Genomic DNA, 25,247 nt, shown 5'->3' on the forward strand with positions numbered 1-25,247 from the left:
CTTGCAATAATAAACCGTCATTATGAAATTAAACTTATTGTCTTGCGATGCTCAAAGACCAGATAAAAGAGCAATAGCCCAATGTATTACAGAGATTTCTAATGTAGGTAGCTCTTTAGCTCATGAACTTACCGATATCCTTTTAGAAGGAGATGCTGTAGACATTGAGGTTGAGGATAAAAATTCTGGTTCTGCCCTAAGAGCATTACGTAAATTAAGTGTTGATTACGAAATTATAGAATGATATATAGTAGCCTGCCAACACTTATATGTTTTTGAAATAAAAACCATCTTACAAAATCGTCATAAGTAATAAAATCATCCGGATTAAAACAACACTTTCGCGTTTATTGATGCAAATGCCCTCACTTTCAGATTTTTCTTGATTACTTTTGCAAAATGAATACTTTCGAAGATTTCAAAATAAAAAAGCAGTTACAAAAGGCTATTGTAGATTTAGGGTTTGATGAACCAACACCTATTCAACAAGAGTCTTATTCCCCCATCCTTGGCGGCACTGATTTTGTTGGTATTGCCCAAACCGGAACTGGAAAGACAATTGCATTCCTTCTACCTATTTTGCAGGATTTGAAATATTCAGATCAAAAACACCCTAGGGTTTTAATCCTAGCGCCAACTAGAGAACTCGTAATTCAAATAGTAGAGCAAATAGAAAAACTAACGCCATACCTTAGTGTAAGGGCACTGGGTGTTTACGGTGGTTCTAACAACATAAACAATCAAAAAAGAGCTGTAGCGGAAGGTCAAGATATAATTGTAGGTACGCCTAGAAGATTATATGACTTGGTGCTTGCTAATGTACTCCGACTAAAATCAATCAAAAAATTGGTTATTGACGAAGTTGATGTTATGCTAGATTTTGGTTATAAAACGCAGCTAAGGAACATCTTTGAGTATCTACCAACAAAGCGTCAGAACATCCTTTTTTCTGCCACTATGACTACTTACGTAGACCAATTGATGAACGATTTCTTAGTTAACCCGGTTAAGAAAACCATTTCTATAAGTGGAACACCTTTGGAAAGTATTAGTCAAGAAGCCTATGCTGTTCCTAATTTCTATACCAAGGCCAACTTACTACATCATCTGTTAGAAGATAGAGATGAGTACAACAAAGTATTAATCTTTGTAGGTAGCAAGATCAGTGCAGATAGACTTGCTGAAACATTAGAAAATTTTGAATCTGAAATTTCTGTAATTCACTCAAGTAAAGAACAAAACCACCGTACAAAATCCATAGAGAAATTTGAAAACGGTAAAAGTAGAATCCTTATCGCGACAGATGTAATTGCTCGTGGTATTGATATTGATAAAATTAGTACGGTAATTAGTTTTGATACACCTTACTACCCAGAAAACTACATCCACAGGATTGGTAGAACCGGTAGAGCTGGTGAACAAGGAAGGTCTATTCTCTTTTACAATGAAAAAGAGACCGAATTAAAAGAGGCTATTGAAAGTTTAATGAACTACAAGATACCTTTTAATGAGTTTCCTAAGGAAGTAGAAATTAGCTCTGAACTAACACCTGAAGAAGATGTTAAACCTGTAGATCCACACGCAGAGCTGGCCGATGATGACTCTACTATTCAAAAAGGAGCTTCTTTTCACAAGAAATCTGCCAAAAACAGTAAAGTGCGGAACGAGGTAAAAAGCTACGAGAGAAAAATTAAAAAGAAGTACAAAAAGCCACAGAAACGAGGAGATAAAATCCAAAACAAAAATAGTAGTAAGAAGAAGTGGTAACAATTTAAGCCATGGCTTAAGAACTACTCGATTATATTCTTCCTACTCATTCTGGATGCCACCGTACTGATAATTAATAATTGTATGGCATGAAATATCATAAGCGGCAAAAGGATTATACCTATTGAGGCTAGGTTTCCAAATATTATTTTAGAAAACACTGTTCCGTGTACCAATGATTTTTTTGTTCCACAAAATTGGGCAGTAATTTGATCTGCTGTATTGAACCTCATTTGCTTTGCCAAGAAACCCGTTAAAGAAAAGACGACACCAAACAATATTAAAACGGCTACAAAAAGCATCAGTAAGTCCAAAACAGATACCGTACTGAATATATCCCCCTCAAACGATTCCGCAAAACTCTTATATATAATAAGTAGAATTACGGATTTATCAAACAAGGTTAAGCGCTTATTGTGTTTGTGAGCAAATTCTCCCAAAAAGCGTTGCAGAAGAATACCCACTACTACCGGTAAAATTATTTGAACAAATAGTTTTATATAAATATCGGTGAAATCAAAATCTGTCTGCGCACTCTGTACAAACAAGCCCATCCACAAAGGAGTAAGAACAACACCTATTATCCCAGATATACTGGCATTAAAAATAGCTGCAGGAATATTACCCTTTGCCATAGAAACCATAACAACAGATGAAGATACGGTTGATGGTAACGCTGCCAAGAAAAAAAATGCCAACCAAATGGTTTCCTGTGCTTCATTTTGAATAAATGGCCTAAATATCAAAATTAACAACGGAAACATCAAAAAGGTAGACCCTTGCACCAGAAGATGCAGTTTCCAGTTCTTAATTCCTGCTTTTAATTTTGTAGGACTCAATTTAAGTCCATAAAAGAAAAATATAAGCGAAATTCCTATCGCACTAATTGTGTCTATTGGAATTTTACTTTCAGGTGTTCCCCATTGAGGAAAAACATATGCTATGCCAATTACCGCTATAACAGACAAAACAAATCCATCAACCTTTAATCTCATAAATATTTGCTTTGTTACGCTCTAATAATATTCTCGTCAAAACAGAAAAAATTCTAATAATCACAATTGCTATAGGCTTTTGAACCCTACTGCTTTTTAAGTATCATTTATGTGACTAAATTAAACTATTGCAAAAATAGTACAGTATCCATTGTTTAATTGCTCTTTCAATATTTACTTTATCCACATTAAAATTTTAAGATAAAATGTTAGCTCTGAAAACATGAAATCTTAAAATTTCTTTAAAAACATAAATAATACTTATACAAAAAGCTTTCATTAAGTTAGCAGACTGGTTCAGAACTTTTCTCGTTCCGACCTAGTTTCCGCTCATACCATTTTATACATTTAACCACCCAAATTATGAACGCTTCGGAGGATTATAGTGCATTAAAACAACTGAATGAGGAGCAGCTACCAATTTCAAAACATAAATTACATGGTTGGGCACATTTTTTGGGCCTATATGCAGGTGAACATGTAGCCGCCACAGAATTTGTAATAGGTGCCACCTTTGTTGCCCTTGGTGCTAAAACTACAGATATTATACTGGGCCTCTTGGTTGGTAATATTTTAGCCATTTTAAGCTGGACCTTCATTACCGCGCCTATTGCCGTAGAGACCCGCCAGAGTCTTTACACCTATTTGAATAAAATAGCGGGCGATTCAATGACCAAGCTATATAACTGGGCCAACGTAATTATATTCACCGTAATATCTGCGGCCATGATTACAGTTTCCTCCACGGCAGTTAGATTCGCATTCGATATTCCCGCGCAGCTTAATTGGTATCCCACCAATGCATTTTTTGTGATAGTGGTACTACTAGTGGGTACTATAGTTGTCTTTGTTGCTATGTACGGTTTTAAGGCCGTTTCTGAATTTTCCAGTATTTGTGCCCCTTGGCTTTTTGTAATGTTTAGCAGCGGAGCCCTTGTGCTTATGCCTGCTTTATCCGAAGCCGTTTTAGGTAAAACTGAGCTGAACGGATGGAGCGACTTTTTACTTATTGGAGACCAATCTATTTGGACCGGTATAAACAGTGCTGGAGAACCGGGCATAGGTCTACTAGAGGTTATAGGCTTTGCATGGGCAGCAAATACCATTACGCACTTTGGGCTCATAGATATGGCTTTACTCCGTTACGCAAAGAAAAGTTCTTACGGACTAGCTACCAGTTCGGGTATGTTATTCGGGCATTTTGTTGCTTGGATCTGCGCAGGTATTATGGGTGCAGGTACGGCCGTTTTATTAAAGAAAAGTATTACTGAACTTGATCCTGGCGATGTCGCCTACTACGCACTTGGCCTTTCTGGTTTTGTTATCGTTATTATTGCTGGATGGACTACCGCCAATGCCAACCTTTATAGAGCAGGCTTAGCTGCTCAGGCTATATTCTACAAACATTCTAGAAGAAAAACAACCTTGGTGGTGGGTATTGTTACAGTTATAGTTGCGTGCTTCCCATTCGTTTTCACACAAATGCTTCCTTTATTGACTTACGCGGGACTTCTAGTTGTACCTGTTGGCGCCATTGTTTTTGCAGAACATGTAATTTTCCCTCGTATAGGTCTTACCAGATATTGGGTATCTTATAAAAACGTAAAAACTAGTATTCCTGCCGTTGCTTCGTGGGGACTAGGATTGGTTTTTGGATTTGGTCTCAACGCTATGAATGTTATATCCTTTTATTATTTATTTATACCTACTTGGATTTTCACGATCTTAATCTATACACTTTTAGCAAAGAAATATGGTGCAGCAGAAAGTTACCCTGAAGAAGAAGCACTTGACAAACAGCGAAATGAAAAAATAATAGCCTACCAAGACGAACAAGCTGAAAATGACTCTCCTCATTTGGATGACAAATCCGGGTTTACAAAACTATTACGTGTAATTGCTTATGGCAGCTTAATCATTACTATGGTTCTTGCCATTATTACCATGTTCTGGAGCCCTGATATGGCACAATACGAAATTAACCGCGACATTTTTTACACCTATGCATTTATCTGCACGTTAACTTATTTTGCAACGGCCTATTGGGTGTTGCAAAGAAATAAAGCACTGAATAAAAGCGACCATTAAACGCACACTTATCATGAAGGAATCTATAGAATTAAGCCAAAAAAGTCTATCTCGTCTACCAAAGGACATTAGCATACCAAAATATGACCGTGACTCGGTTACGGCAGGAATAGTGCATATTGGTGTAGGCGGTTTTCATCGTTCGCATGAAGCTGTTTATACAGATACTTTATTACACGGACCAGATGCTTCCTCGTGGGGTATTTGTGGGGTAGGCCTTAGAGAAGCCGACCGCCACATGGCCGATATATTAAAAAAACAAGATTATCTCTATACCTTAATTGTCAAACATCCAGATGGCAAGGTGGAAAATAAGGTGATAGGTTCCATCATAGATTTTATGCTATCTGTAGACAATCCACAAGCGGTTATTGATAAAATGGCCGATAAGGATATTAAAATCATTTCCCTTACCATAACAGAAGGCGGCTACAATTTTAAGCCATCAAATGGTGAATTCGATTTTGATAATGCAGATGTAAAGTATGACCTAGCTAATCCTGAAACTCCTAAAACCGTATTTGGGTATTTGACTGCTGCTTTAAGAAAACGCAAAAACGCAGGTATTCCCGCCTTTACCGTTCAGTCTTGTGATAATATTCAGCATAATGGTACTATGGCCGCTAAGATGCTCTCTGCTTTTGCTGAGAAACAAGACCCGGAATTAGCAGAATACATCAAAAAAGAAGTGCGTTTTCCTAACGCAATGGTAGATAGAATTACTCCGGTTACTACCCAGAATGATATAGATTACCTTAGCGAGACCTTTGGTTTAAAAGATGAATGGCCCGTAACTTGTGAGCCTTTCCACCAGTGGGTTATTGAGGACAACTTTAGCAATGGCCGTCCGGCATGGGAAAATGTAGGCGCACAGTTTGTTCCTGATGTTACGCCTTACGAAAAGATGAAAATCCGCCTTTTAAACGCTGGACATTCCGTTCTTGGCCTGTTAGGATCTATTCAAGGATTTGATACTATTGACAATACGGTTACCGACCCTCTTTTTGGCACTTATCTTCGGAAATTTATGGATGTTGAAGTAACCCCAGTACTGGATACAGTAGAAGGCGTAGACCTTAACGCCTATAAGGATAGTTTAATAGAACGTTTTGGCAACCCCAACATTAAGGACAATCTAGCTCGTATCTGTCTGGAGAGCTCTGCTAAACTTCCCAAGTTCTTAATTGCCACTATTCATGATAATCTTGCAAACGGTGGTAGTATTAAATATGCAACTCTTGTAATTGCCGCGTGGTGTTATTATAGCGATAAAGGAGTGAATCAACATAACGAACCTTTGGACATTGTTGACGCTATGAAAGATGAACTTCATACTGCTGCAAAAGGCACAGCCACAGATAAACTATCGTTTATCCGGTTGGAGTCTATATTTGGGGATTTGGTGAATAAAAAAGAATTCACCGATTTATATACTCAAATGATTGACATCATTTATACCAATCCTGATGTCGCTCAGCAAATGAAAAAAATGATTTAAAATGTCTTTTTTTAATTAACCAGACATCATAATATATTTTATTAAGGGCTTCGGTAAATCGAAGCCCTTTTTATTTCTATAACTCTATCTGAAATTTTATACCCCAATTTAAAGTCTACGCGCGATATCCCTATTTTATTCGAAGTTATTTTTAAGGTTAAAATCTTCTCCAAAAACATCAACACCTACTAAGTTCAATCTGTAATTTGGTACTCTCATAGGATTAAACCGAATCGCATTTATGGCATCTTCTAGTACCGAAGACAAATTCAGATTAAAACATCTACCTAGGTTAATTGTAGACACCTACAAAGCTTGGGAAGCAGATGACCCTTTTCGCCTTAGCGCAATTGTGGCTTACTATGCGGTGCTTTCATTACCCGGACTTTTGGTCATCATCATTAATGTGGTAGGTTCTGTTTGGGGCACGGAAATTGTGCAAGGCGAATTAACACAAGAAATATCAAGTGCCTTAGGTCGTGATGCTGCTGAAGCTATACAATCTATGATGGTTGAAACACAAAATAAAGACCGTAGTACCATGGCTAGTATTCTGGGTATTGGAACCTTAGTTTTTGGTGCTACCGGAGTTTTCTATCATCTACAACTCTCACTTAATCAAATTTGGGGAGTTGAGCCCAAACCGGATTCCAATTTTTATAAAAATGTTGATTGACAGGGCTAGGAGCTTCGCTTTTATTCTCGCAATCGGGTTTTTATTATTGGTTAGTTTTTTAGTTACCGCAGCCATTTCGGCATTAAACGGATATATCAGAAGCATACTCCCAGAGGTCATTGTCTACATTGCCTATATTCTAGATTTTGTAGTTTCCGTAGGAATTATTACGGTGCTCTTTGCTTTAATCTTTCGCTATCTCCCCGATGCTAAAATTCGCTGGAAAACGGTCTGGATCGGTTCTCTAATAACCGCTGTTCTATTTGTTTTAGGTAAATCTTTATTAGGCTACTATTTTGGTGAAGCAGACCTGGTTCAACCTATGGAGCAGCGGGCACAATAGTTCTAATTCTCTTATGGGTTTCCTACTCCTGTTTGATTCTCTTTTTTGGTGCTGAATTTACTTGGGTCTATGCCAAACGATACGGACATGGTGTACCACTTAAATCTTCTGAAGACCTTATTGAATAACTAGGTTTTATTCGGCATACTTAAAACTTCAGTCCACCTCTACCCTATCATTTTTACGGTTATAGTCAATATTTATATTGATGTGATTAAGCTATGCCGTGGGTTATTGAAATCTTTACATCAGTTAAATATTCAATTTATAAAAAAGAAAAAATGGACATAAAAGGTAAAGTAATCATCATTACAGGAGCATCTAGTGGAATAGGCGAAGCTACAGCACTAAAACTCTCTAAAGAAGGAGCAAAAGTGGTGCTTACCGCTAGACGTAAAGAAAAACTAGAAGAGTTAAAGAAGAAAATAGAAGACCAAGGTGGCGAAGCTTTGATAGTAACCGGAGATGTCACTAAAAAATCTGATTACGAGGAGTTGGTCAAAAAAACACTTGAGGAGTTCAAAACTATAGATGCGTTAATTAACAATGCTGGTTTAATGCCCCTTTCTTTTGTTGAAAAATTAAAGACAGATGAGTGGGAAAAGATGGTAGACGTAAACATTAAAGGTGTTTTGAACGGTGTTGCCGCAGTACTACCAACTATGATTAAAAATAAAGGCGGAAATATCATCAATATATCTTCAAGTGCAGCACACAAATACTTTCCCGGAGGAGCAGTTTATTGCGCTACTAAATCTGCTGTAAAAATGTTTTCTGAAGGTCTGCGACAAGAGCTTGCACCTAAATATGGCATAAATGTTACTTCTATTGAGTAAGGAGCGGTATCAACAGAACTCACGAATACTATTACCGACGAGGACATAAAGGAGATGTTCAAGGATATGCAAAAAATGACTTTCCTAGAAGCGGAAGATATTGCCGAGGCTATTTATTACACGTTAGTACAACCAGCTCGCGCCAATATTAATGACGTATTTATCATGCCAACACAGCAGCAACAATAGGCTACTAACATAAAAGAAACAACAATGGACATTCCCAGCATAAAAAACGAAGACCAATATGAGGCACTCCGTGAAAAAGGTTATAGCAAAGAGAAGTCTGCCCGCATAGCCAATTCACCTAACAGCGGAAAAAAAGGCGGCAAGGCACAACCTTATGAAGAACGGACAAAAGAGGAGCTCTATGAACAAGCCAAAAATATTGGTATTGACGGACGCTCCAAAATGGACAAAGCGGAGCTTATTCATGCCTTAAGAAATAACTAGTACTACACCCATCTAATACATACAGCTAATGAAGACTATAAACCCCAAAGTAATACGCCAGCTCTTTGTGCTGTTGTTAATAGTACTTATTGGCGGACTCATATTTCAAGAAATGGCACCTTATTTCTCTGGGGTTTTAGGTGCTATTACTTTGTATGTTTTATTGAAGAAGTCCATGGCGAAATTGGTCAAAAAGGGCTGGAAACCTACCCTAGCCGCAAGTTTGTTAATGTTCGCTTCTGTATTGATCATTCTTATGCCGGTTTCTGGAGCAGTTCTTATGTTGGGAAATAAGGTGAGCGAAGCGGTCAAGAATTCTGAAAAGGTTACCAAAGCTTTAAAACCCAGCTTCAGAGTATTGAGAATTACGTAGGTTACGACTTATCTTCTCAGATAGATGTTTCTAAAGTATCTGGCTGGTTATCTGATAGCTTACAGGGTTTTGCAGGTAGTACGTTCACCTCGGTTATTGCTATTGGAATCATGTATTTCTTTCTTTATTTTATGTTGACGAACCGCAAAGAAATGCGCGAGTCTCTTTTTGAATACATTCCTATTAGCACAGAAAACTTAAAAACGATAGGAAGCAAAATAAGACGTATGGTACGTGCCAATGCACTAGGTATTCCTTTAGTGGCTATTGCTCAAGGAATAGTTGCTCTCATTGGATTTCTCATTTTTGGCATTGAAAATCCATTTTTCTGGGCGGTAATCGTAGCCATTGGATCTATGGTTCCATTTGTCGGGAACATGTTGGGTACTTTGCCCGTTTTCCTTTTGGCGTTATCGGCAGGCGACTTCTTTCAAGCTTGGGGCATACTTATCTACGGTATAGTTGTGGTGGGTTCTACTGACAATATTATCAGGCTATATGTGCTGAAAAAACTGGATGACGTACATCCTTTGATAACAATGATCGGTGTTCTAATTGGGATTCCTCTTTTTGGGTTTATCGGTTTAATTTTTGGTCCGCTGTTCGTTAGCCTATTTCTTATTATCGTACAGATTTACAAAGAAGAATATGGCAAAGAAAGTAGTGATATCACCACGGTGTAACTTCATCCTACCTGACTAAATTCATCTGATTTCACCAAGAAAATTAACGGTATCACTCCGTACTATATCTCAATCGCTTTAGCACTAATAATAGCGGCTTTTGAGACAAGTTACCTTCATCTATATATGTAATATAGCAGTAAAATATACTGAGAGATGAACGATGGAGAAAATACAAGATTAGAAAATATAGCAGATACCGAATACGAAATATTCGCATTATTAAAGCAGCGGTATAGCCCTAGAGTATTCAGAGAAAATTTGATTACTAACACGCATACTCACCAACTTTTTTTTGAGGCTGCCCGTTGGGCTCCTAGCTCTAACAACCTGCAACCATGGCGATTTATTTATGGTGAGAGAGGAACTGATGCTTACAAAAAAATCTATGATTGCCTGAGCGATTTTAATAAGACTTGGGCAGGAAATGCGCCTTTACTGATATTAACTATCTATAAGACACATTTAGAAAATGGTGATGAGAATTTTCACGCTCCTTATGACCTAGGATTGTCCTTAGGCAATATGGCGGTTCAGGCGCAGTACTTAGGTATAGGTCTTCACCACATGGCAGGTCTTGATTGGAAAAAAGCCGAAAAAGAATTTAACGTTCCCAAAGAATACCACATATCCTCAGCAATTGCTGTGGGCTACTACGGTGGTGATTCCAACAAATTACCAGATAATCTAATAGAACAGGAAACTGCAGACAGGAAACGACTGCCTTTATCGTCTTTTGTCTTTAACGGCGATTGGGACGCATAGATAAAGGAATTAAAATCAGATTATCCGCAACTGCGGATGTAACATAAAACAAACAGTTATGAAAATAGGAATTATAGGAAGTGGAAACATAGGAGGAAATTTAGGAAAGCATTGGGCAAAAGCAGGGCACGAAGTACTTTTTAGCTCACGTCATCCAGAAGAATTAAAAGACTTAGCAAGCGAAGCTGGAAACAACGCACAGGCAATGGGCATCAAAGAAGCTTTTGAGTCCAATGCAGATGTTTACTTGTTAGCAATGCCTTTTAAAGCAGTTGATGAAATGGCTAAAACCTATGCCTCACAATATAGTAACAAGCTTATTATAGATGCCACAAATCCGTATCCGGAAAGAGATGGAGAAATGGCACAGAAGGTACGAGATGCCAATTATACAGCATCAGAATACACTGCCATGAAATTCAGTTCGGCTAAAACTGCAAAAGCATTCAATTCTATTAAAGCCGACGATTTGCGCGACAAAGCTTTTAGGAGTACCGATAAATTGACTGTACCCTATGCTGCCCAAGATATTGAAAGCAGATATGTCACAAAAAAACTAATTGAAGATATGGGTTTTGATACACTCTATGTGGGCAATCTTACCGATACTAAAATAATGGATCCAGACTATAGGCCATTTACGGTAAATCCTTACCACATGATGAGTTAAAACAATTGGTTGACTCTATTAGAATGTACTAATAGTATACTTCTAATTCTTATATAAAATAGAACTCTAGATTAGAATAAATATCATATTAAAAAGGATGTGCAAAAGCCCATCCACTTAAAAATTTAATCAAAAACACACAATATGCAAATCATTTACGAATATCACGATGTATCTGCCAGCGGGCGTTTAGAAGGACTTGTAAAGGAAAAACTAGAAAAGTTAGCGCATAAATATGATTTTGTACATCGTGCAGATGTATTCTTTAAAAAGGAAAACCGAAGCGATGATCAAGAAATGTTTTGTGACATCCGTTTGAGTATGCCCGGACCACGAATTTTTGCCTCATCTAATGCCGAAACTTTTGAAGCGGCCATGAGTGAAACCGTTCGTGATTTACAAGATCAATTGAGAAAAGTAAAGGATAAGATGTCGGCTCACTAGCCGTCATCTTATCAATGTGTAAACTACAAAAAAATAGATATGAAACCGACATCATTAATTGGCATCGCCTCGGCCTTGGCCAATAGCAGAAAATTAAAACTGGCGCTCGTAGGAATGCAATTCGCTTATTTGGGATATAAGCTATTACAGAAAAACGAGACAAGTAAAGGCAAGAAAAAAAGAAAGAAGTTAAAAACATAACAAATTATGGTAGTACACAAATCTGGCGTACTACCGAATATTTTAAATGACCTATAGAAATAACTTTAATGTTTTGTGTTTTACTGGTAACCGTACTACTATTTGTATTCGAGGTTTTTCCAGTAGATAAAATTGCCTTCTTAATTATTGTTTCCCTTACCCTATTAGGCTTAGTCAATCCTGAAGAAGCTATTAGTGGCTTTTCTAACAGTGCTACAATTGCTGTTCTTGCTTTAATGATTCTTGCCATTGCCTTAGAAGAAAATGGTGTTATCAATTGGCTTGCATCAGGTATGGGGCGGGTAAAGGGTTTGCCCCTGTATGTTATGGCACCCATATTCATGTTTGTTACCGCGGGCATATCGGCATTTATTAGTACCACTGCCGTGGTCATTGTTTTCATTAAAATAGTGAACCAGCTTTCGGAGAAATACAATGTATCGCAAAGTAAATTATTGCTACCCATATCCTTTGCTGGTATTTTGGGAGGTTCATGTACACTAATGGGTACCTCAACCAACTTAATAGTAAACTCCGTAGCAACAGATTTAGGTGCCCAAAAATTGGGCTTCTTTGAATTCTCCATGCTCGGGTTAATATTTCTAGGAATATCAATCGTTTACCTTACTCTAACGTTACACTGGTTGCCTTGGGGAAAAGGCAAAAACTTGGATGAGGATTATAATCTAAACAGCTATGTAACCCATGTTCATATAAATGCAGATTCTAAATTGGTAGGTAAAACTATTAAGGAAAGTTTCCTTTTTGAGAATCCAGATGTTTCGCTTTTAAAGCTAACAAGAAACAATAGAGTTCATAATTCTCCCGGTAAGTATATCACTTTTAAGGCTAATGATGAGTTGCTATTAATGTGCGACTTAGAAAATCTAACCAGAATAAATGAATCTGAGAATCTTAGCCTTAACGAAGAAAAATACTTTGTTCCACAAGAGCTTAGCAACATAAAAGACAAAAAGGAAAACGAACTTGATGCCAGAGTTTTTATAGAGCTACTTATGCTTCCGGGAGCCCAGTTTCTTGGTAAAACCTTAGGTAATCTAAGGAGTTCTATGATGCAGGATATTGTGCCCGTCGCCATTAAAAAAAGAAAAACGTTAACCAACTTAGAAGAAAGATTGGTACGCAACAGCATGAACAAATTGGTATTGAAAGTGGGTGACCGCCTGCTTTTGGAGACCTCCAAAGAAAAGCTTGAAACCATAAATAATATGGAGAATGTTATACTCCTCCAAGAGTTTAACAAAGTAGGCTCTAACTCTAAATACAAGCGTTATTTCTCTTTAGGCGTACTCTTGCTAGTTATTGGTTTAGCAGCTACCGGAACATTATCTATAATGGTAAGCGCCCTTACCGGTGTTTGTATTTTATTATTGACCAACAATCTGGATTTGACCACTGTTTATAAAAAGGTAAACTGGCAAATTTTCTTTTTGTTGGCAGGTATGATTCCTTTAGGTGTTGCCATGCATAACACCGGTGCAGATGCTTTTATTTCAGAAAAACTACTGGGTTTCCTGTTTGACCAATATGGATACGTTGTCATAGGAACCCTATTTTTTTCAACAATGATTTTAAGTGCGGTCATAAGTAATAATGCTACGGCAATTATTATGACACCCATATCTATAGCCGTAGCACAGGGAATGCAGTTAGACTTCAAACCCTTTATTCTAGCAGTAATGTTTGCTGCTAATTTTAGCTTTTTCACCCCGGTTGGCTATCAGACCAACACCTTAATCTATAGTCTAGGGAACTATAGATTTAGTCACTTTTTAGGAATTGGTGGCCTTTTGAGCCTTATTTTGGCAGTGGTGGCCACATTTTTATTAACCAACATGTTATAAGAAAAAATATTATGGAAAGTAAATTCTCAATAGAAGACTCAATAAGTAAATTATGGGACAAGTTAGACGGGTGGCTAGATGCCATTGTATTAAAGCTTCCCAATATTGTTATGGCCATCTTTATCATGGTCCTGTTTTATTTCATTGCACGGGGCATTCGCAAACTAATGCAAAAGTTCTTGCTTAACCGTATCAGTCAACAATCTATTCAAGATATAATTGCACGATTTATTTTCTCGGCTGTTATTTTGGTTGGGTTCTTTATTGCCTTGGGTGTATTGGAACTAGATAAGGTTCTTACCAGTATTCTTGCTGGTGCAGGTGTTGTTGGTCTGGCAATTGGTTTGGCATTACAAGGAACTTTAAGCAACACTTTTGGCGGACTTATACTTTCTTTTATGCCGAAAATAAACATTGATGACTTTATTGAAAGTGATGGCGTAAAAGGTTTTGTTTCAGAAATTAGTTTGAGAAATGTTGTGGTACGCCAGCCCGATAATAATTACGTAATTATACCCAACTCCAAATTTGTGGACGGGTCTTTTAAAAACTATTCGCTTAGTAACAGAAGTAAGATTGTTGTTAGTTGTGGTGTAGGTTATGAGAGTAAATTACAAGATGTAGAGGATTTGGTCGTGAAAATTATTGGTGATAGTTTCCCTCAGAAAAATAACGAAGCCGTAGAATTTTATTTTACTGAATTTGGAGATAGTTCTATTAATTTTATGGTCCGTTTTTGGATTGATATGAAAGGTGCTAAACAAGAACACGCCGCTAGACATGAGGCAGTTAAGTTGATTAAATCACACTTTGATGAGAAAGACATTAATATTCCTTTCCCTATCCGTACGCTAGATTTTGGAAAGAACACATTGAATATGAATACCAATTCAATCAAAGGGCAATCTTAAAATAGTAGAAAGAGAAATAAAAGCTCGGACTTAATTTAATAGCTTATTTGAAGTAAATTAACTTACCCAATACCCATCCATGAAATCAAATGAGATAGCCAGTGGAATTTTGAAAGCAGTAGCCGCAGTAAGCGGCTTTCTGCTTCTCTTATTTCTAATTTACGAACTGCAATCTATAGTAGCTTATCTGGTCATATCCGGTGTTGTAGCGCTCATAGGTAGACCAATTGTCATTTTCCTAAAACATCACCTTAGGATACCTAATATTATGGCCGTAATTCTCACTATGCTCCTTTTAACCGCATTGTTCGGAGGTGTTATTGTATTGATTGTGCCGCTACTTACCGAACAGGGTAAGAACCTTTATTTGTTTGATTTTGGTGTAATTCAGGCTGAGTTTGATAAACTGTACGTTATGGTTTCCGAGTACTTTGGTACTACAAAAAAAGTTGTTGAAGATTTGGTAGAAAATGCTGCTTTAGATGAAAACGCGGTAAAAGGCCTGAGCAAGGATTTGGTACCATCATTTTTTAAATCCATTTTGGAAGTACTAGACAATATTGGTATTGGAATATTTTCCGTTTTATTTATTTCATTCTTTTTTCTTAAAGACAGTAAAATTATTCAACGGTCTATTTTAGCATCGGTGCCGGACAACCACAGAATGAAAACTATGCGGTCCATAGCAAAGATTAAAAACCTATTGTCTCGCTACTTCGTTGGGCTCTTGTTTCAACTGTTCATTCTGTTCTCTTTATATGCTATAACCTTAATCTTAGTAGGGTTGGAGAATGCGGTACTCATTGCGTTCATGTGTGCCCTGTTCAATGTTATCCCCTATTTGGGACCAATGATAGGCGCTATTATTATGGTAATGTTTACGGTTACCAGTAACCCGGGATTAGATTTTAGTACTATTATTCTACCCAAAGTGGGGTATGTACTTCTTGGCGTAACGATTGGCCAGCTTATAGATAATTTTTTCTCTCAACCCATTATATTCAGTAACAGTGTAAAGTCGCATCCGTTAGAAATCTTCTTAGTGATACTATGTGCGGGTCTGTTATTTGGAATTGTTGGTATGATGGTAGCCCGTATGGGTATACAGTTATAAAGGTGATTCTAAAACAATTTGTATCTAAAAATAAAATAGTTACAGCCCTAACTAGAGGGCTGTAACTTATTAGTTGTTCTTCAGTAAGAATCTTTCATTTTTAATATGCCTAAAGCAGTAGAGCTAGAAAGCCACACCAGATGCAACAAGTGCTATTCCTAGAATAATCAAAGCAGCTATGATAATAAAGAATCCTTTTTTAGTGATTCCATTTTTCTGAAAGATATACTCTTCCTTAGGATCGTGAGCTTCCTTAGCAAATTCTGTTTTTTCATTTCTTATCTTCTCGTCTTTCATTGTATTTTCCATATTTTTTTTGTTTTTCGACTTACTTAAAATTTTCAAAAACGACTCAGATTCATTCAAAATCATGAGTTTTTACATCGTTTTACTCTAATATACATGCATTTTTTACTTAATTAAACCATTTTCCCATAACGGTTAATCTAAAAATTGATTGAGCTCAAACCGGATATGATATTAGAGATATCTTTAACCTCATCAGTACATTACAACCATCAACCCCATTACACAGATGACCAAAGAGAAACTATTAAGTCAGTTATTGAGAGCACCAGAATTGGCGATTGAAAATCTCAATTTGGTTTATGTAGACAATGGTAAAATGCCAATCTCCCGTTCCCGAAAAGGAAAGAGTTTCATTTATTTACACAAACAAAAACCTGTAACGGACAAAAAGGAGCTAGAGCGGATTACAAGTTTGGTTTTACCACCAGCATGGGAAGATGTAAAAATCACTGATTTATCTAATGGGCATTTACAAGCAGTAGGTAAAGATTTAAAAAACAGAAAGCAATACCGTTATCATCCTACTTGGGTAAAAATTAGAAAGCAGACCAAATTCTACAAGATGGCTTTGTTTGGTAAAAAGCTACCACTTATTAGAGCACAGGTAGAAAAAGACCTTGCACTAAAAAAATGGTCAAAAGCCAAGGTTGTTGCGCTGATTATAAAACTTATGGATGAGACCCATATACGCATAGGCAACGAGCAATATGCAAAACGCAATAAATCATACGGGCTTTCTACCATGCGTAAAAGGCATGTAGAAGTTTTTAAGGATAATATTAAGTTTGAGTTTGTGGGTAAAAAGGGCAAAAAACACTCTATTACCGTTCGTAATAAAAAACTGATGCGCCTTATTAGCCGTTGTGAAGATATACCTTATTGGGAGCTTTTTCAATATTACGATGAAGATGGCGACAAACAATCTGTAGACAGTTCTATGGTTAACGAATATCTACATGATATAAGCGGAGAATTTTTTACTGCCAAGGACTTTAGAACTTGGGCGGCTTCGGTTGTATTTTTTGATACACTTTTAGACCTTGGCCTTGGCCGAAACCCAAAAAGACACCAAAAAGAATCTCCTTGTAGGTTTTGATGCTGCAGCAACCGCCTTAGGAAACACCAGAAATGTATGCCGCAAATATTACGTGCATCCCGTCTTAGTTACTTCCTATGAAGACGGCTCTCTAAAAGAATGGTTTGATAAGGCGGACAAAAGTGATTCCAAATCTGAGCATTTCTCTACTTCAGAAATGGTTATGCTTGAACTTTTTGAACAGTACACTCCCCAGTTTTAAAGCTACTTTAAATTCTCTTTCACATTAATGGATAAATGCACACGCAATATATTGGCCCTTTATGGATTGCATCAATAATTCATTTTTTCAGATAAAGACCAACAAAGACTTCCTCGTAAATTTACTATTAGTAAGTAAGATGCCATGCGGCACGCATCCCCCAAAAAGCAAGTTGCCGCTCATTTAAAACTAAATTACAATGAGTACATATAGTGAAGAAGTACACACAAAATTGAACAACATATTAGAAAAAACATACGACGCGGAAAAAGGCTTTAAAAAGGCAGCAGAACATGCCCAAAGCACGGATTTGAAAACATTTTTTACGCGCAAGGCAGATGAGCGTTATGCGTTTGGACATGATTTGAAAGCTGAAATTGCTCGTTACGGGCAAAACTTTGATAAAGGCGGAAGTGCCACTGGAGCAATGCACCGCGGATGGATGGATGTAAAAGCTTGGTTTAGCGGAGATAATGACGAGGCCATGCTAGAAGAATCCATTACTGGAGAAAAAGCAGCTGTAGATGAATACAAAGAGGTATTGAAAGAAACTTCTTTACCAACTACAACAGCTACTTTACTAACCCAGCAAATGAATAAGATCAGCACCGATCTCAGTAGCATCAAAAGATTGGAAGACGTACTATAAGAGTACCGTAGAAAAATTAAAAGGGATGCATGTGCATCCCTTTTTTAAATTTCACTAACTATAGAAAAATACCTATGTTCAATAAATTATCCATCAGGGCAGATAGACAGCAGATTGAAGAAACGTATGGAGCCCTTTTTCAATTTCCTGACATCTATAGACCCAGAAATATCATAAACGGACTTGAAGAAAGTACCGTTCCTATTATAACTTCAAAACAACAAAATACCATATCTACATCTATCTGGGGAATTCTACCTAAGAGATTTCAGGGAGATTGGGCAAATTTTCAAAAACACGTAAATACGTTAACCATACCGTTAGCCTCTTTACAAACAAAACCATGGTACGCCCATACAGATGATACTGATCGGTGCCTACTACTTGTAACCGGTTTTTTCACCACATTTATCTCAGAAGGAGAGCTACTCTTCTTTCATATGACTCAAAAATCTGGCGAGCCATTTAGCCTTGCCGGTATTTACAATGAGTTAGAAGATGGCTTTATCACAAGTTCCCTCATTACAGACAAGGCAAATAGAACCGTGACAGAAGTCCATAATATTAATGACCAAATGCCTATTATGGTTCCCAGTTCTCAACAAAAAGATTGGTTAGACCATAAGATTTCGGCATATAATATAGACACTGCAGCAGCTACCCTTAACTTGATTGCCAAGCCCGTTTCGGAAGATTTTTTCGAAAATGCGCCAACGGATGCTTCTGAAAATTTATCTGGTTTAGACCGAGAAGATTTCCTTCCTACCACGTTACATGATCTTTTATACAGCAACAGTATAAATCTCAGTAACTAATAAGTTACTGTGGCATTCCACACTTTATTCTACCCCTCACCCCTGTTGTTTGAAGGTAAAATATAAATTTATTGCGATAATCGAAACCCTGAACATACTGCATCTTTGTATCATAGAAGTCGGATAAGTACGACACTAGAAATTACTAATCTAAAAACTACATACTATGTTACGTTGGACAGTTACTTTTGTAATATTGGCGATTATAGCCGCAATATTTGGATTTGGTGGAATAGCAGCTGGTGCTGCAAGTATCGCCAAAGTATTATTCTTTATTTTTCTAATCCTTTTCGTGATTTCATTATTCACCGGAAAGAAGCCCGTATAAATCTATTAACTCAAAAACCCTAAACATATGAAACGCACACTATATTTAATGTTATTTGTCTTAATGACCGCATCTGTATCTACACTAACAAGTTGTAGAGATGAGGCAAAGTCTACTGGAGACAAAATAGAAGACGCAATTGACGATACCGGAGATGCCATAGAAGAAGGCGCCGAAGACGTTGAGGACGGTATTGAAGATGCCGTAGATGACAATTAAGATTAAAGTTTGGTTGATTGTAAGATTGGGCGTTTCCTTCGGGAATCGCCCAATCTTTTTTTGTACTCACTAAGGCCTATCGTTAAATAGACCAAAATCAAACAATCTTTTTATCAATCTAATGAAGTAAATTCTATTTCTCCGTTTTAAGTTTCTTCCATCAATTAAAAACCAAACTGAACAAAAAAAACGTATAATGTTCGGCCATTAGTTTGCAAGTAGGTTTTATACCTTAATTTTTTAAAATAAAGTGCATATCTTTCGTATACTGAAAAATAGCTAACTTATACTGTAATCTCTAACATGACTTTTTTTGTAAAATATGATTTTGACTTAGCCTGCAAGACCTTGTTAAAGGAACATCTTGATGCTTTTGATGTAACATATTCTCTAGGAAGTTTGGGTGAGGTGAAAATTAAGGGCGGTCTATCTGACGAGCAGCGAAATTCTCTTACTACTTCTTTGAAGAGATATGGAATTGAGATTCTTGATGGTCAAAAAATTACCTTGGTAGAGCGCATAAAAAGTGCTATTGATGAACTTCTAAAAGACAAAGATTTAAAGTCAATAAAGGTTTCGACATATTTGTCCGATACCCTGCATTATTCATATGCACACCTTTCTTCTGTTTTTTCAGAAAGTACATATACCTCTATTGAAAATTATATTATTTTACGTAAAGTGGACTTAGCAAAAGAGCTGATCTGTAATACGGACCTTACGCTTACAGAAATTGCTTTTAAACTTAATTATAGTAGTGTTGCCCATTTGTCCGGACAATTTAAAAAAACCACTGGCCTTACTCCAAGTAGTTTTCAGCGAATCATGAGCAAAAAAATTAAACATACCGTTAACCCCAAAACGTAATATATACTTATGGATACCAAACTACTAAACATTGCTTTGGCAGATGATGATGAAGATGACAGAATGCTTTTTAGTGAGGCTATTGATGAAATAGGTATTAGAACTAAATTATCACTTTTTAAGCATGGGCAGGAATTGATGGACTATCTAACCTTACCCAATATTGTCTTACCCAATCTCATTTTTCTAGATTTAAACATGCCTATAAAAAATGGTATGCAATGTTTGAAAGAAATACGGCAGAATCCGGATCTAAAAGATCTTTGTATTGCCATTTATTCTACGTCATCATCAGAAAAAGATGTGGAGGAGACTTTTCTAAATGGGGCAAACATTTATCTAAATAAGCCCAATAACTTTGTTAAATTGCAAGCTTCCGTAGAACGAGTACTACAGTTAAATTGGCAGTACCACACGTCTAATCTTAATAAGGATACCTTTCTATTTCGCATATAGAGCTTATGGACTTCAAACGAATATATTCTTCTTCCAAGACCTACATAGCTTTACTGTTCGTTGCTTTTGTAATTATTCTGTTTACGGCTAGCATGGCATACTATCAGATTATGCGAATGCAAAATCTAGCGGAAAAAGTAGCGCATACTTTACAAGTAAACAATGCCATTAGTGAACTCTCTACCCACTCTACTCTAGCGGAATCCGAAGAGTTTAGAGCGCAAATCCAAAATAAAGATGAGAATAACACCGTATTTGATGATTATGTAAAAGACGGTGAAACTATTCTAAAGACACTTGAAGACCTAACCCAAGGGAATGCATCTCAGCAGATTCGTTTAGCTCCCATGGAAGCACTTTTGGACACCTTGCATAATGAACTTCAAGCTTTGGCGGAACATCCCAACGAGCCACTCAGCAGTGTAAATGAGTCCGAAAAAGCTAAAAAAAGTGACATTGACTTTACATTATACCGCATTAGGAACATAAGAAATCAAATGCTGGCCGAGGAGCGCCTCTCTATCAAAAAAACAAGAGAAGAGTATGATGCCAACAAATATTTAGCTCCGTTTACTTCCTTGCTTTTGGCATTTTTTGCCCTTATTGTTTTTATACTGGCTTTTCTAAAAATATATAGGAACAAGTTGCGCATTCGCCAATCAGAAAATTTTCTTAGAAGTGTACTCGCCACCACAGATAACATCATTAACTATTACGAGCCTATTTATGATAAACAAAAGGAAATCATAGATTTTGAAATCATTTTTGCAAATGAATGCAACCGCTCTTATCTGGGCCTTGACCCTAACGAAATTATGGGTAAACCTATATCTAAGGTCTTTCCTTTTTTAATGCTCAACGGCGAATTTCAAAAATTAGTTGAGTGCTTTCAACAAAAGAAAAAAATTACCTTAGACAGAGAAATTTTCGCGAAAGGAGAGAAACTGTGGTTTAAATCATTACTGACACCATTAGCGGAAGGAATTATGGTAACCGCTCGTAACTCTACCGCAGAAGAAAAAGCCAAAGAAGAGCAATTGTTACTCAACCAACGTTTAGAACAGCAAAACCTAAAACTGTTGGACAACCGTGCTTTTCTGAATAATATTTTTAGAAGTATACCTCATGTAGTCATGAACTTTGAGAGTATCAGGGATAACAGCGGTAAAATTGTAGACTTTAAAATTCTATTTATTAACGATAAGATTTCTCCAATTACCGGAGATTTACCAGAGGAAATTACCAACAAGAATATTTCTGAAATTTTTCCAACCGTGTTTGAATCCGAAATTTTTGGTTACTTAAAAAATGTGGTTGATACTGGAGAGCCAACCTCGTATGAAGTTCCCTATACTGCTATAGATAATAATGAAAAATGGTTTAGTGCCCGGGCCATTAAATTAGGAGATGGCATAACACTTACTACAAGAGAAATTACTGAGGAAAAAGAAAAAACAAATCAACTAACACAGCTAAACACCCAGTTAGAGACTCAAAATTCAATTTTTGCAGACGCTGAAAATGTAGCGAATATAGGAAGTTACATTTGGTATTTAGATAATGGAGAGGCTACAATTTCAGATAATTTCTATCGCATTTTAGGATATGAACCTAACTCCTTTGTGGTAACTTTTGATAGTTATCGCAAATTTGTTCATCCAGATGATTTAGCAACCTATGACCGCTTAGGAGAAGAAACGGTTGAACATGGAAAATCCAAAGTATCCGGATACCGAATCGTTACCAAGCAAGGAGATGTAAAACACATAGAGCTTAATGGTCGTGCACTTATTCGTCATGGTAGAAAAGCTTCTGTAGGTGTAATTGTTGATGTTACCGAAGAAAAACAAAACTCGGATCGTGTAATACAACTCAACCAAGAACTATCTATTCAAAACTCTATTCTAACCGATGCCGAAAGAATTGCAAAAATAGGGAGCTTTGTATGGTATGTGGGTACCGATGAAATTGAAATCTCGGATAATTTTTACCGAATGTTGGGTTATGAACCTAAAGGATTTGAAGCGTCATTAGAGCAATTTGCAGAATTTGTGCATCCTGAGGATCTAAAAACGTATGAGCATAGCATTCAAAAATCTACGAAAGACTTAATTGTAGAAGAACACCGCTACCGTGTTATAAGCAAAAGTGGAGAAATTAAACACCTAAAGGTAAACGGCCAGTTTATTCATAAAGACAACAGACAAATTATGTCTGGAGTTGCCCAAGATATCTCATTGAGCATTGCCGCAGAAGAAAAATTACGCGCCAGTAATATGGAGTTACAGCATAGCAATGCAGAATTAGAATCTTTTAATAGAGTGGCTAGCCATGATTTGCAGGAGCCGCTTAGAAAAACCCAGATGTTTATTTCCCGTATAGAAAGTACGGAAATAGACAATTTATCGGACAAAGGTCGTGTCTACTTTAAGAAGGTGGTTAACGCCGCCTCTCGTATGCAGTCTTTGGTTATGAACTTATTGACCTATTCTAGAATAGATTCAAAACATGAAGATTTTGAACTTATAGATTTGAACGAGGTACTAGAAAAGGTAAAGGAAGACCTCTCCTCCACTATTGAAAATACCGGCGCTATGATTAAGAGTGAAGATCTTCCTAGACTAGGAGGCGTGTCTTATCAATTAGAGCAGCTATTGAACAACCTTATATCTAATGCTCTTAAATATAAGGTAGCAGATGTAAAACCATCCATTACCATTCAGGCAGAGAAAGTGCATTCCAAGCAAATTCCGGAAAACTTCTTTAAGACGGCAAATAACTATTACAAGATTACCATTATAGATAATGGTATTGGTTTCTCTACGGAACACTCAGATAAAATATTTGAGGTGTTTCAAAGGTTGCACCAAAAATCAGAATATTCGGGCACAGGCATTGGTCTTGCCATTTGCAAAAAAATAGTAGAAAACCATCACGGGTTTATTTACGCTACAAGTGAATTGGGCAAAGGTTCTGCATTCATTTTCTACTTACCCGCCTAGTTCCAACTTTCCCATACTATCTCCTTTTATAGTAATCCACAACTGTTTACACAGGTTAGTGGTTTAGAGAAATATGTCTAAAAGGCTGGATTTTAGGACATTTTAACGCCTTTTTGCGCTTAAAGCGACAATTCTATAACACAAAGCAATAATTGTGTAACACAAAAGGTGGACTCCCCCACGATCTTTGTACCAGAACAAATAATAAACCTTGGTGTCTATGAAAAATTTAATTGAACAAGTATCTGAGCAACTGGCAAGAGTCGGTCGTGTAAGACCAATTCATGAGTATTCTAATAATGACGCAACACCAGAGAGCTTTATAATGGAAATGAATAATGCTAATCAGCAACCATTAAAAAGATAATCAATTTCAGTCAAAAGAAATTAACAACCTTAAAAAACACACTATGAAAACTATCACACTATCATCTGCAGCTATTAAAAATATGTTCCAACAACTTCACCAAAATTTTGGTGGTTCACTTTCAGTAAATGTAAAAGAGCATATTTTAACTCTTGATAATGAATTAGGCCGAGGTCATATAAGAGGAATAACTTTTAAAGGTGGTATTTCTTATTTAGAATTTGATATGGAGTTTAACGAAGATTTCACCTTAAAAACAGGTTCTGAAGAAAACGCTCCTATTTGTTTTGCATATTGCTCAGCTGGTAGAATTGCACACAGCTTTGATAATGAAACAGAAAAGAATGTTTTAGAGAACTTTCAGACAGGTATTTTAACTAATGCTAGCAATTCTGACAACGTTCTTTACTTCCAGAAAGATGTACGTGTTAAAACATCATTAATTGTGGTTAGAACCGTAGCTCACGGAGATACGTCTAAGAAAAACGGATTAAACTACAGACTGCAAGAACTTATATTAAATGGTAAGCCTGCAGAGAACAGTATATATATTGGCTCATATAACTTAAAAATTGCTGATCAAATCAGTCAACTTAAAGCTATTAAGCAACAGGGTATTGTTAGAAGTTTATTGATTGAAGGTTTGGTGCATATGATTTTGGCTCTAGAGGTACAACAGCATACAGATGACCTTAAGAACCAAGAAAACCAAACAGGTAGCTTAAATATGAGAGAAATGGAATCAGTAAGAGAGATTTCAGATTTCGTGAACAATTATCCGGAAAGACAATTATCCATTTCAGAGCTTTGTCGCAAATCGGGATTATCTCCTAGCAAATTACAAGAAGGTTTTAAATTAATGCATGGTACTACGGTTACAGATTACATAAGAGAGGTACGTATTCTAAAAGCCGAAGAACTTATTAAAAATACAGATTTGAACATTTCAGAGGTAGTTTACAGCATTGGTTTTACTAGCCGTAGCTATTTCTCAAAAATATTCAGAAACAAATATAACTGCAGCCCAAAGCAGTATAAAGACAAGCAAAATATGGTTGCTGCGTCTCTATAAGATAATTGGTTAGAATAGTTTGGTTGTTAATGGTAACCGGCACTTTTAGTGCCGGTTTTTTTGTGCATAAAAAACAAGGTAGTTTGTTCAAATAAAGAAATTAATAGATTGCTCTTTCAATTTATAAAGGTCTTACTCATTACTTTTTTTTCAGTACTTTGCACATCATACTAATTAGTATCT

The 25,247-nt window shown here is 36.7% G+C and carries 28 protein-coding genes and 2 pseudogenes; 28 read left to right on the forward strand and 2 right to left on the reverse strand.

All coding sequences use genetic code 11. The features are described 5' to 3' along the window. The first annotated feature begins 22 nt into the window (after nucleotides 1–22). Complete coding sequence (locus tag Q5W13_RS05110; protein WP_304445576.1) at nucleotides 23–244, forward strand: hypothetical protein; 222 nt, start codon at nucleotides 23–25, stop codon at nucleotides 242–244. 155 nt (nucleotides 245–399) lie between these two features. Then, nucleotides 400–1,767, forward strand: coding sequence for a DEAD/DEAH box helicase (locus Q5W13_RS05115; RefSeq protein ID WP_304445577.1), 1,368 nt, complete (start codon nucleotides 400–402; stop codon nucleotides 1,765–1,767). Nucleotides 1,768–1,790: 23 nt separating this feature from the next. Here Q5W13_RS05115 and Q5W13_RS05120 read toward each other — a convergent pair whose 3' ends face one another. Next, a complete protein-coding gene (locus Q5W13_RS05120; protein ID WP_304445578.1) occupies nucleotides 1,791–2,762 on the reverse strand; it encodes a bile acid:sodium symporter family protein in 972 nt (323 codons plus the stop codon). Nucleotides 2,763–3,125: 363 nt separating this feature from the next. Between Q5W13_RS05120 and Q5W13_RS05125 the strand changes: the two genes are divergently transcribed. From Q5W13_RS05125 to Q5W13_RS05195, 15 genes and pseudogenes are all read left to right on the forward strand, one after another. Next, nucleotides 3,126–4,850, forward strand: coding sequence for a purine-cytosine permease family protein (locus Q5W13_RS05125; protein WP_304445579.1), 1,725 nt, complete (start codon nucleotides 3,126–3,128; stop codon nucleotides 4,848–4,850). 13 nt (nucleotides 4,851–4,863) lie between these two features. After that, complete coding sequence (locus tag Q5W13_RS05130; RefSeq protein ID WP_304445580.1) at nucleotides 4,864–6,348, forward strand: mannitol dehydrogenase family protein; 1,485 nt, start codon at nucleotides 4,864–4,866, stop codon at nucleotides 6,346–6,348. Nucleotides 6,349–6,589: 241 nt separating this feature from the next. Then, nucleotides 6,590–7,024 carry a YihY/virulence factor BrkB family protein gene (locus tag Q5W13_RS05135; protein WP_304445581.1) on the forward strand — a complete coding sequence of 145 codons (435 nt, stop codon included), beginning with the start codon at nucleotides 6,590–6,592 and terminating at the stop codon, nucleotides 7,022–7,024. A 46-nt stretch (nucleotides 7,025–7,070) separates the two neighbouring features. Beyond that, a complete protein-coding gene (locus tag Q5W13_RS05140; RefSeq protein WP_304445582.1) occupies nucleotides 7,071–7,367 on the forward strand; it encodes a YhjD/YihY/BrkB family envelope integrity protein in 297 nt (98 codons plus the stop codon). 5 nt (nucleotides 7,368–7,372) lie between these two features. Then, the gene (locus Q5W13_RS05145; protein WP_304446466.1) at nucleotides 7,373–7,495 is read left to right on the forward strand and encodes a hypothetical protein; all 123 of its coding nucleotides are present in this window, start codon (nucleotides 7,373–7,375) and stop codon (nucleotides 7,493–7,495) included. A gap of 153 nt (nucleotides 7,496–7,648) precedes the next feature. Then, nucleotides 7,649–8,392, forward strand: a pseudogene (locus tag Q5W13_RS05150) (SDR family oxidoreductase). Nucleotides 8,393–8,416: 24 nt separating this feature from the next. Beyond that, nucleotides 8,417–8,656: a DUF7218 family protein gene (locus Q5W13_RS05155; RefSeq protein WP_155598197.1), complete on the forward strand. Its 240-nt coding sequence runs from the start codon at nucleotides 8,417–8,419 to the stop codon at nucleotides 8,654–8,656. A gap of 28 nt (nucleotides 8,657–8,684) precedes the next feature. Beyond that, nucleotides 8,685–9,712 (forward strand): annotated as a pseudogene (locus tag Q5W13_RS25705) (AI-2E family transporter). A gap of 156 nt (nucleotides 9,713–9,868) precedes the next feature. Next, on the forward strand, nucleotides 9,869–10,477 hold the full coding sequence (locus tag Q5W13_RS05165; RefSeq protein WP_304445583.1) for a nitroreductase family protein: 609 nt from the start codon (nucleotides 9,869–9,871) through the stop codon (nucleotides 10,475–10,477). 58 nt (nucleotides 10,478–10,535) lie between these two features. Continuing rightward, a complete protein-coding gene (locus Q5W13_RS05170; RefSeq protein ID WP_304445584.1) occupies nucleotides 10,536–11,147 on the forward strand; it encodes an NADPH-dependent F420 reductase in 612 nt (203 codons plus the stop codon). Between the two features lie 144 nt (nucleotides 11,148–11,291). Beyond that, the gene (hpf, locus tag Q5W13_RS05175) at nucleotides 11,292–11,591 is read left to right on the forward strand and encodes a ribosome hibernation-promoting factor, HPF/YfiA family (protein ID WP_155598193.1); all 300 of its coding nucleotides are present in this window, start codon (nucleotides 11,292–11,294) and stop codon (nucleotides 11,589–11,591) included. A gap of 39 nt (nucleotides 11,592–11,630) precedes the next feature. After that, nucleotides 11,631–11,792 carry a hypothetical protein gene (locus Q5W13_RS05180; protein ID WP_155598192.1) on the forward strand — a complete coding sequence of 54 codons (162 nt, stop codon included), beginning with the start codon at nucleotides 11,631–11,633 and terminating at the stop codon, nucleotides 11,790–11,792. A 68-nt stretch (nucleotides 11,793–11,860) separates the two neighbouring features. Continuing rightward, nucleotides 11,861–13,657, forward strand: a complete 1,797-nt coding sequence (locus Q5W13_RS05185; protein WP_304445585.1) for an SLC13 family permease — start codon at nucleotides 11,861–11,863, stop codon at nucleotides 13,655–13,657. Between the two features lie 11 nt (nucleotides 13,658–13,668). Next, a complete protein-coding gene (locus tag Q5W13_RS05190; RefSeq protein WP_304445586.1) occupies nucleotides 13,669–14,568 on the forward strand; it encodes a mechanosensitive ion channel family protein in 900 nt (299 codons plus the stop codon). Between the two features lie 79 nt (nucleotides 14,569–14,647). Then, entirely contained in the window at nucleotides 14,648–15,682 is a 1,035-nt protein-coding gene (locus Q5W13_RS05195) for an AI-2E family transporter (protein ID WP_368662431.1), read from the forward strand. Between the two features lie 123 nt (nucleotides 15,683–15,805). Here Q5W13_RS05195 and Q5W13_RS05200 read toward each other — a convergent pair whose 3' ends face one another. Continuing rightward, nucleotides 15,806–16,048, reverse strand: coding sequence for a hypothetical protein (locus tag Q5W13_RS05200; RefSeq protein WP_304445587.1), 243 nt, complete (start codon nucleotides 16,046–16,048; stop codon nucleotides 15,806–15,808). A gap of 169 nt (nucleotides 16,049–16,217) precedes the next feature. Between Q5W13_RS05200 and Q5W13_RS05205 the strand changes: the two genes are divergently transcribed. From Q5W13_RS05205 to Q5W13_RS05250, 11 genes are all read left to right on the forward strand, one after another. Then, entirely contained in the window at nucleotides 16,218–17,087 is an 870-nt protein-coding gene (locus tag Q5W13_RS05205; protein ID WP_368662432.1) for a DNA topoisomerase IB, read from the forward strand. Further along, nucleotides 17,038–17,289, forward strand: a complete 252-nt coding sequence (locus Q5W13_RS24630) for a hypothetical protein (RefSeq protein WP_368662433.1) — start codon at nucleotides 17,038–17,040, stop codon at nucleotides 17,287–17,289. Before Q5W13_RS05205 ends, Q5W13_RS24630 begins: the two co-directional genes overlap by 50 nt. Before the next feature lie 199 nt (nucleotides 17,290–17,488). Beyond that, nucleotides 17,489–17,938 (forward strand): ferritin-like domain-containing protein, encoded by a 450-nt coding sequence (locus tag Q5W13_RS05210; protein ID WP_304445588.1) that lies wholly within the window; start codon nucleotides 17,489–17,491, stop codon nucleotides 17,936–17,938. 74 nt (nucleotides 17,939–18,012) lie between these two features. Next, entirely contained in the window at nucleotides 18,013–18,753 is a 741-nt protein-coding gene (locus Q5W13_RS05215) for an SOS response-associated peptidase family protein (protein WP_304445589.1), read from the forward strand. 166 nt (nucleotides 18,754–18,919) lie between these two features. Next, complete coding sequence (locus Q5W13_RS05220; RefSeq protein ID WP_304445590.1) at nucleotides 18,920–19,081, forward strand: DUF1328 family protein; 162 nt, start codon at nucleotides 18,920–18,922, stop codon at nucleotides 19,079–19,081. Between the two features lie 27 nt (nucleotides 19,082–19,108). Further along, nucleotides 19,109–19,300, forward strand: a complete 192-nt coding sequence (locus tag Q5W13_RS05225) for a hypothetical protein (RefSeq protein ID WP_155598184.1) — start codon at nucleotides 19,109–19,111, stop codon at nucleotides 19,298–19,300. A gap of 303 nt (nucleotides 19,301–19,603) precedes the next feature. Further along, nucleotides 19,604–20,167, forward strand: a complete 564-nt coding sequence (locus Q5W13_RS05230) for a helix-turn-helix domain-containing protein (protein ID WP_155598183.1) — start codon at nucleotides 19,604–19,606, stop codon at nucleotides 20,165–20,167. Nucleotides 20,168–20,176: 9 nt separating this feature from the next. Continuing rightward, nucleotides 20,177–20,623, forward strand: coding sequence for a response regulator (locus Q5W13_RS05235; protein WP_155598182.1), 447 nt, complete (start codon nucleotides 20,177–20,179; stop codon nucleotides 20,621–20,623). A 5-nt stretch (nucleotides 20,624–20,628) separates the two neighbouring features. After that, the gene (locus tag Q5W13_RS05240; RefSeq protein ID WP_304445591.1) at nucleotides 20,629–23,625 is read left to right on the forward strand and encodes a PAS domain-containing protein; all 2,997 of its coding nucleotides are present in this window, start codon (nucleotides 20,629–20,631) and stop codon (nucleotides 23,623–23,625) included. Nucleotides 23,626–23,845: 220 nt separating this feature from the next. Continuing rightward, nucleotides 23,846–23,992, forward strand: coding sequence for a hypothetical protein (locus tag Q5W13_RS05245; RefSeq protein ID WP_304445592.1), 147 nt, complete (start codon nucleotides 23,846–23,848; stop codon nucleotides 23,990–23,992). Nucleotides 23,993–24,035: 43 nt separating this feature from the next. Continuing rightward, on the forward strand, nucleotides 24,036–25,064 hold the full coding sequence (locus Q5W13_RS05250) for a helix-turn-helix domain-containing protein (RefSeq protein WP_304445593.1): 1,029 nt from the start codon (nucleotides 24,036–24,038) through the stop codon (nucleotides 25,062–25,064). The last annotated feature ends 183 nt before the right edge of the window (nucleotides 25,065–25,247 follow it).

Source organism: Zobellia laminariae (assembly GCF_030553095.1).
GTDB classification, from domain to species: Bacteria; Bacteroidota; Bacteroidia; order Flavobacteriales; family Flavobacteriaceae; genus Zobellia; species Zobellia laminariae.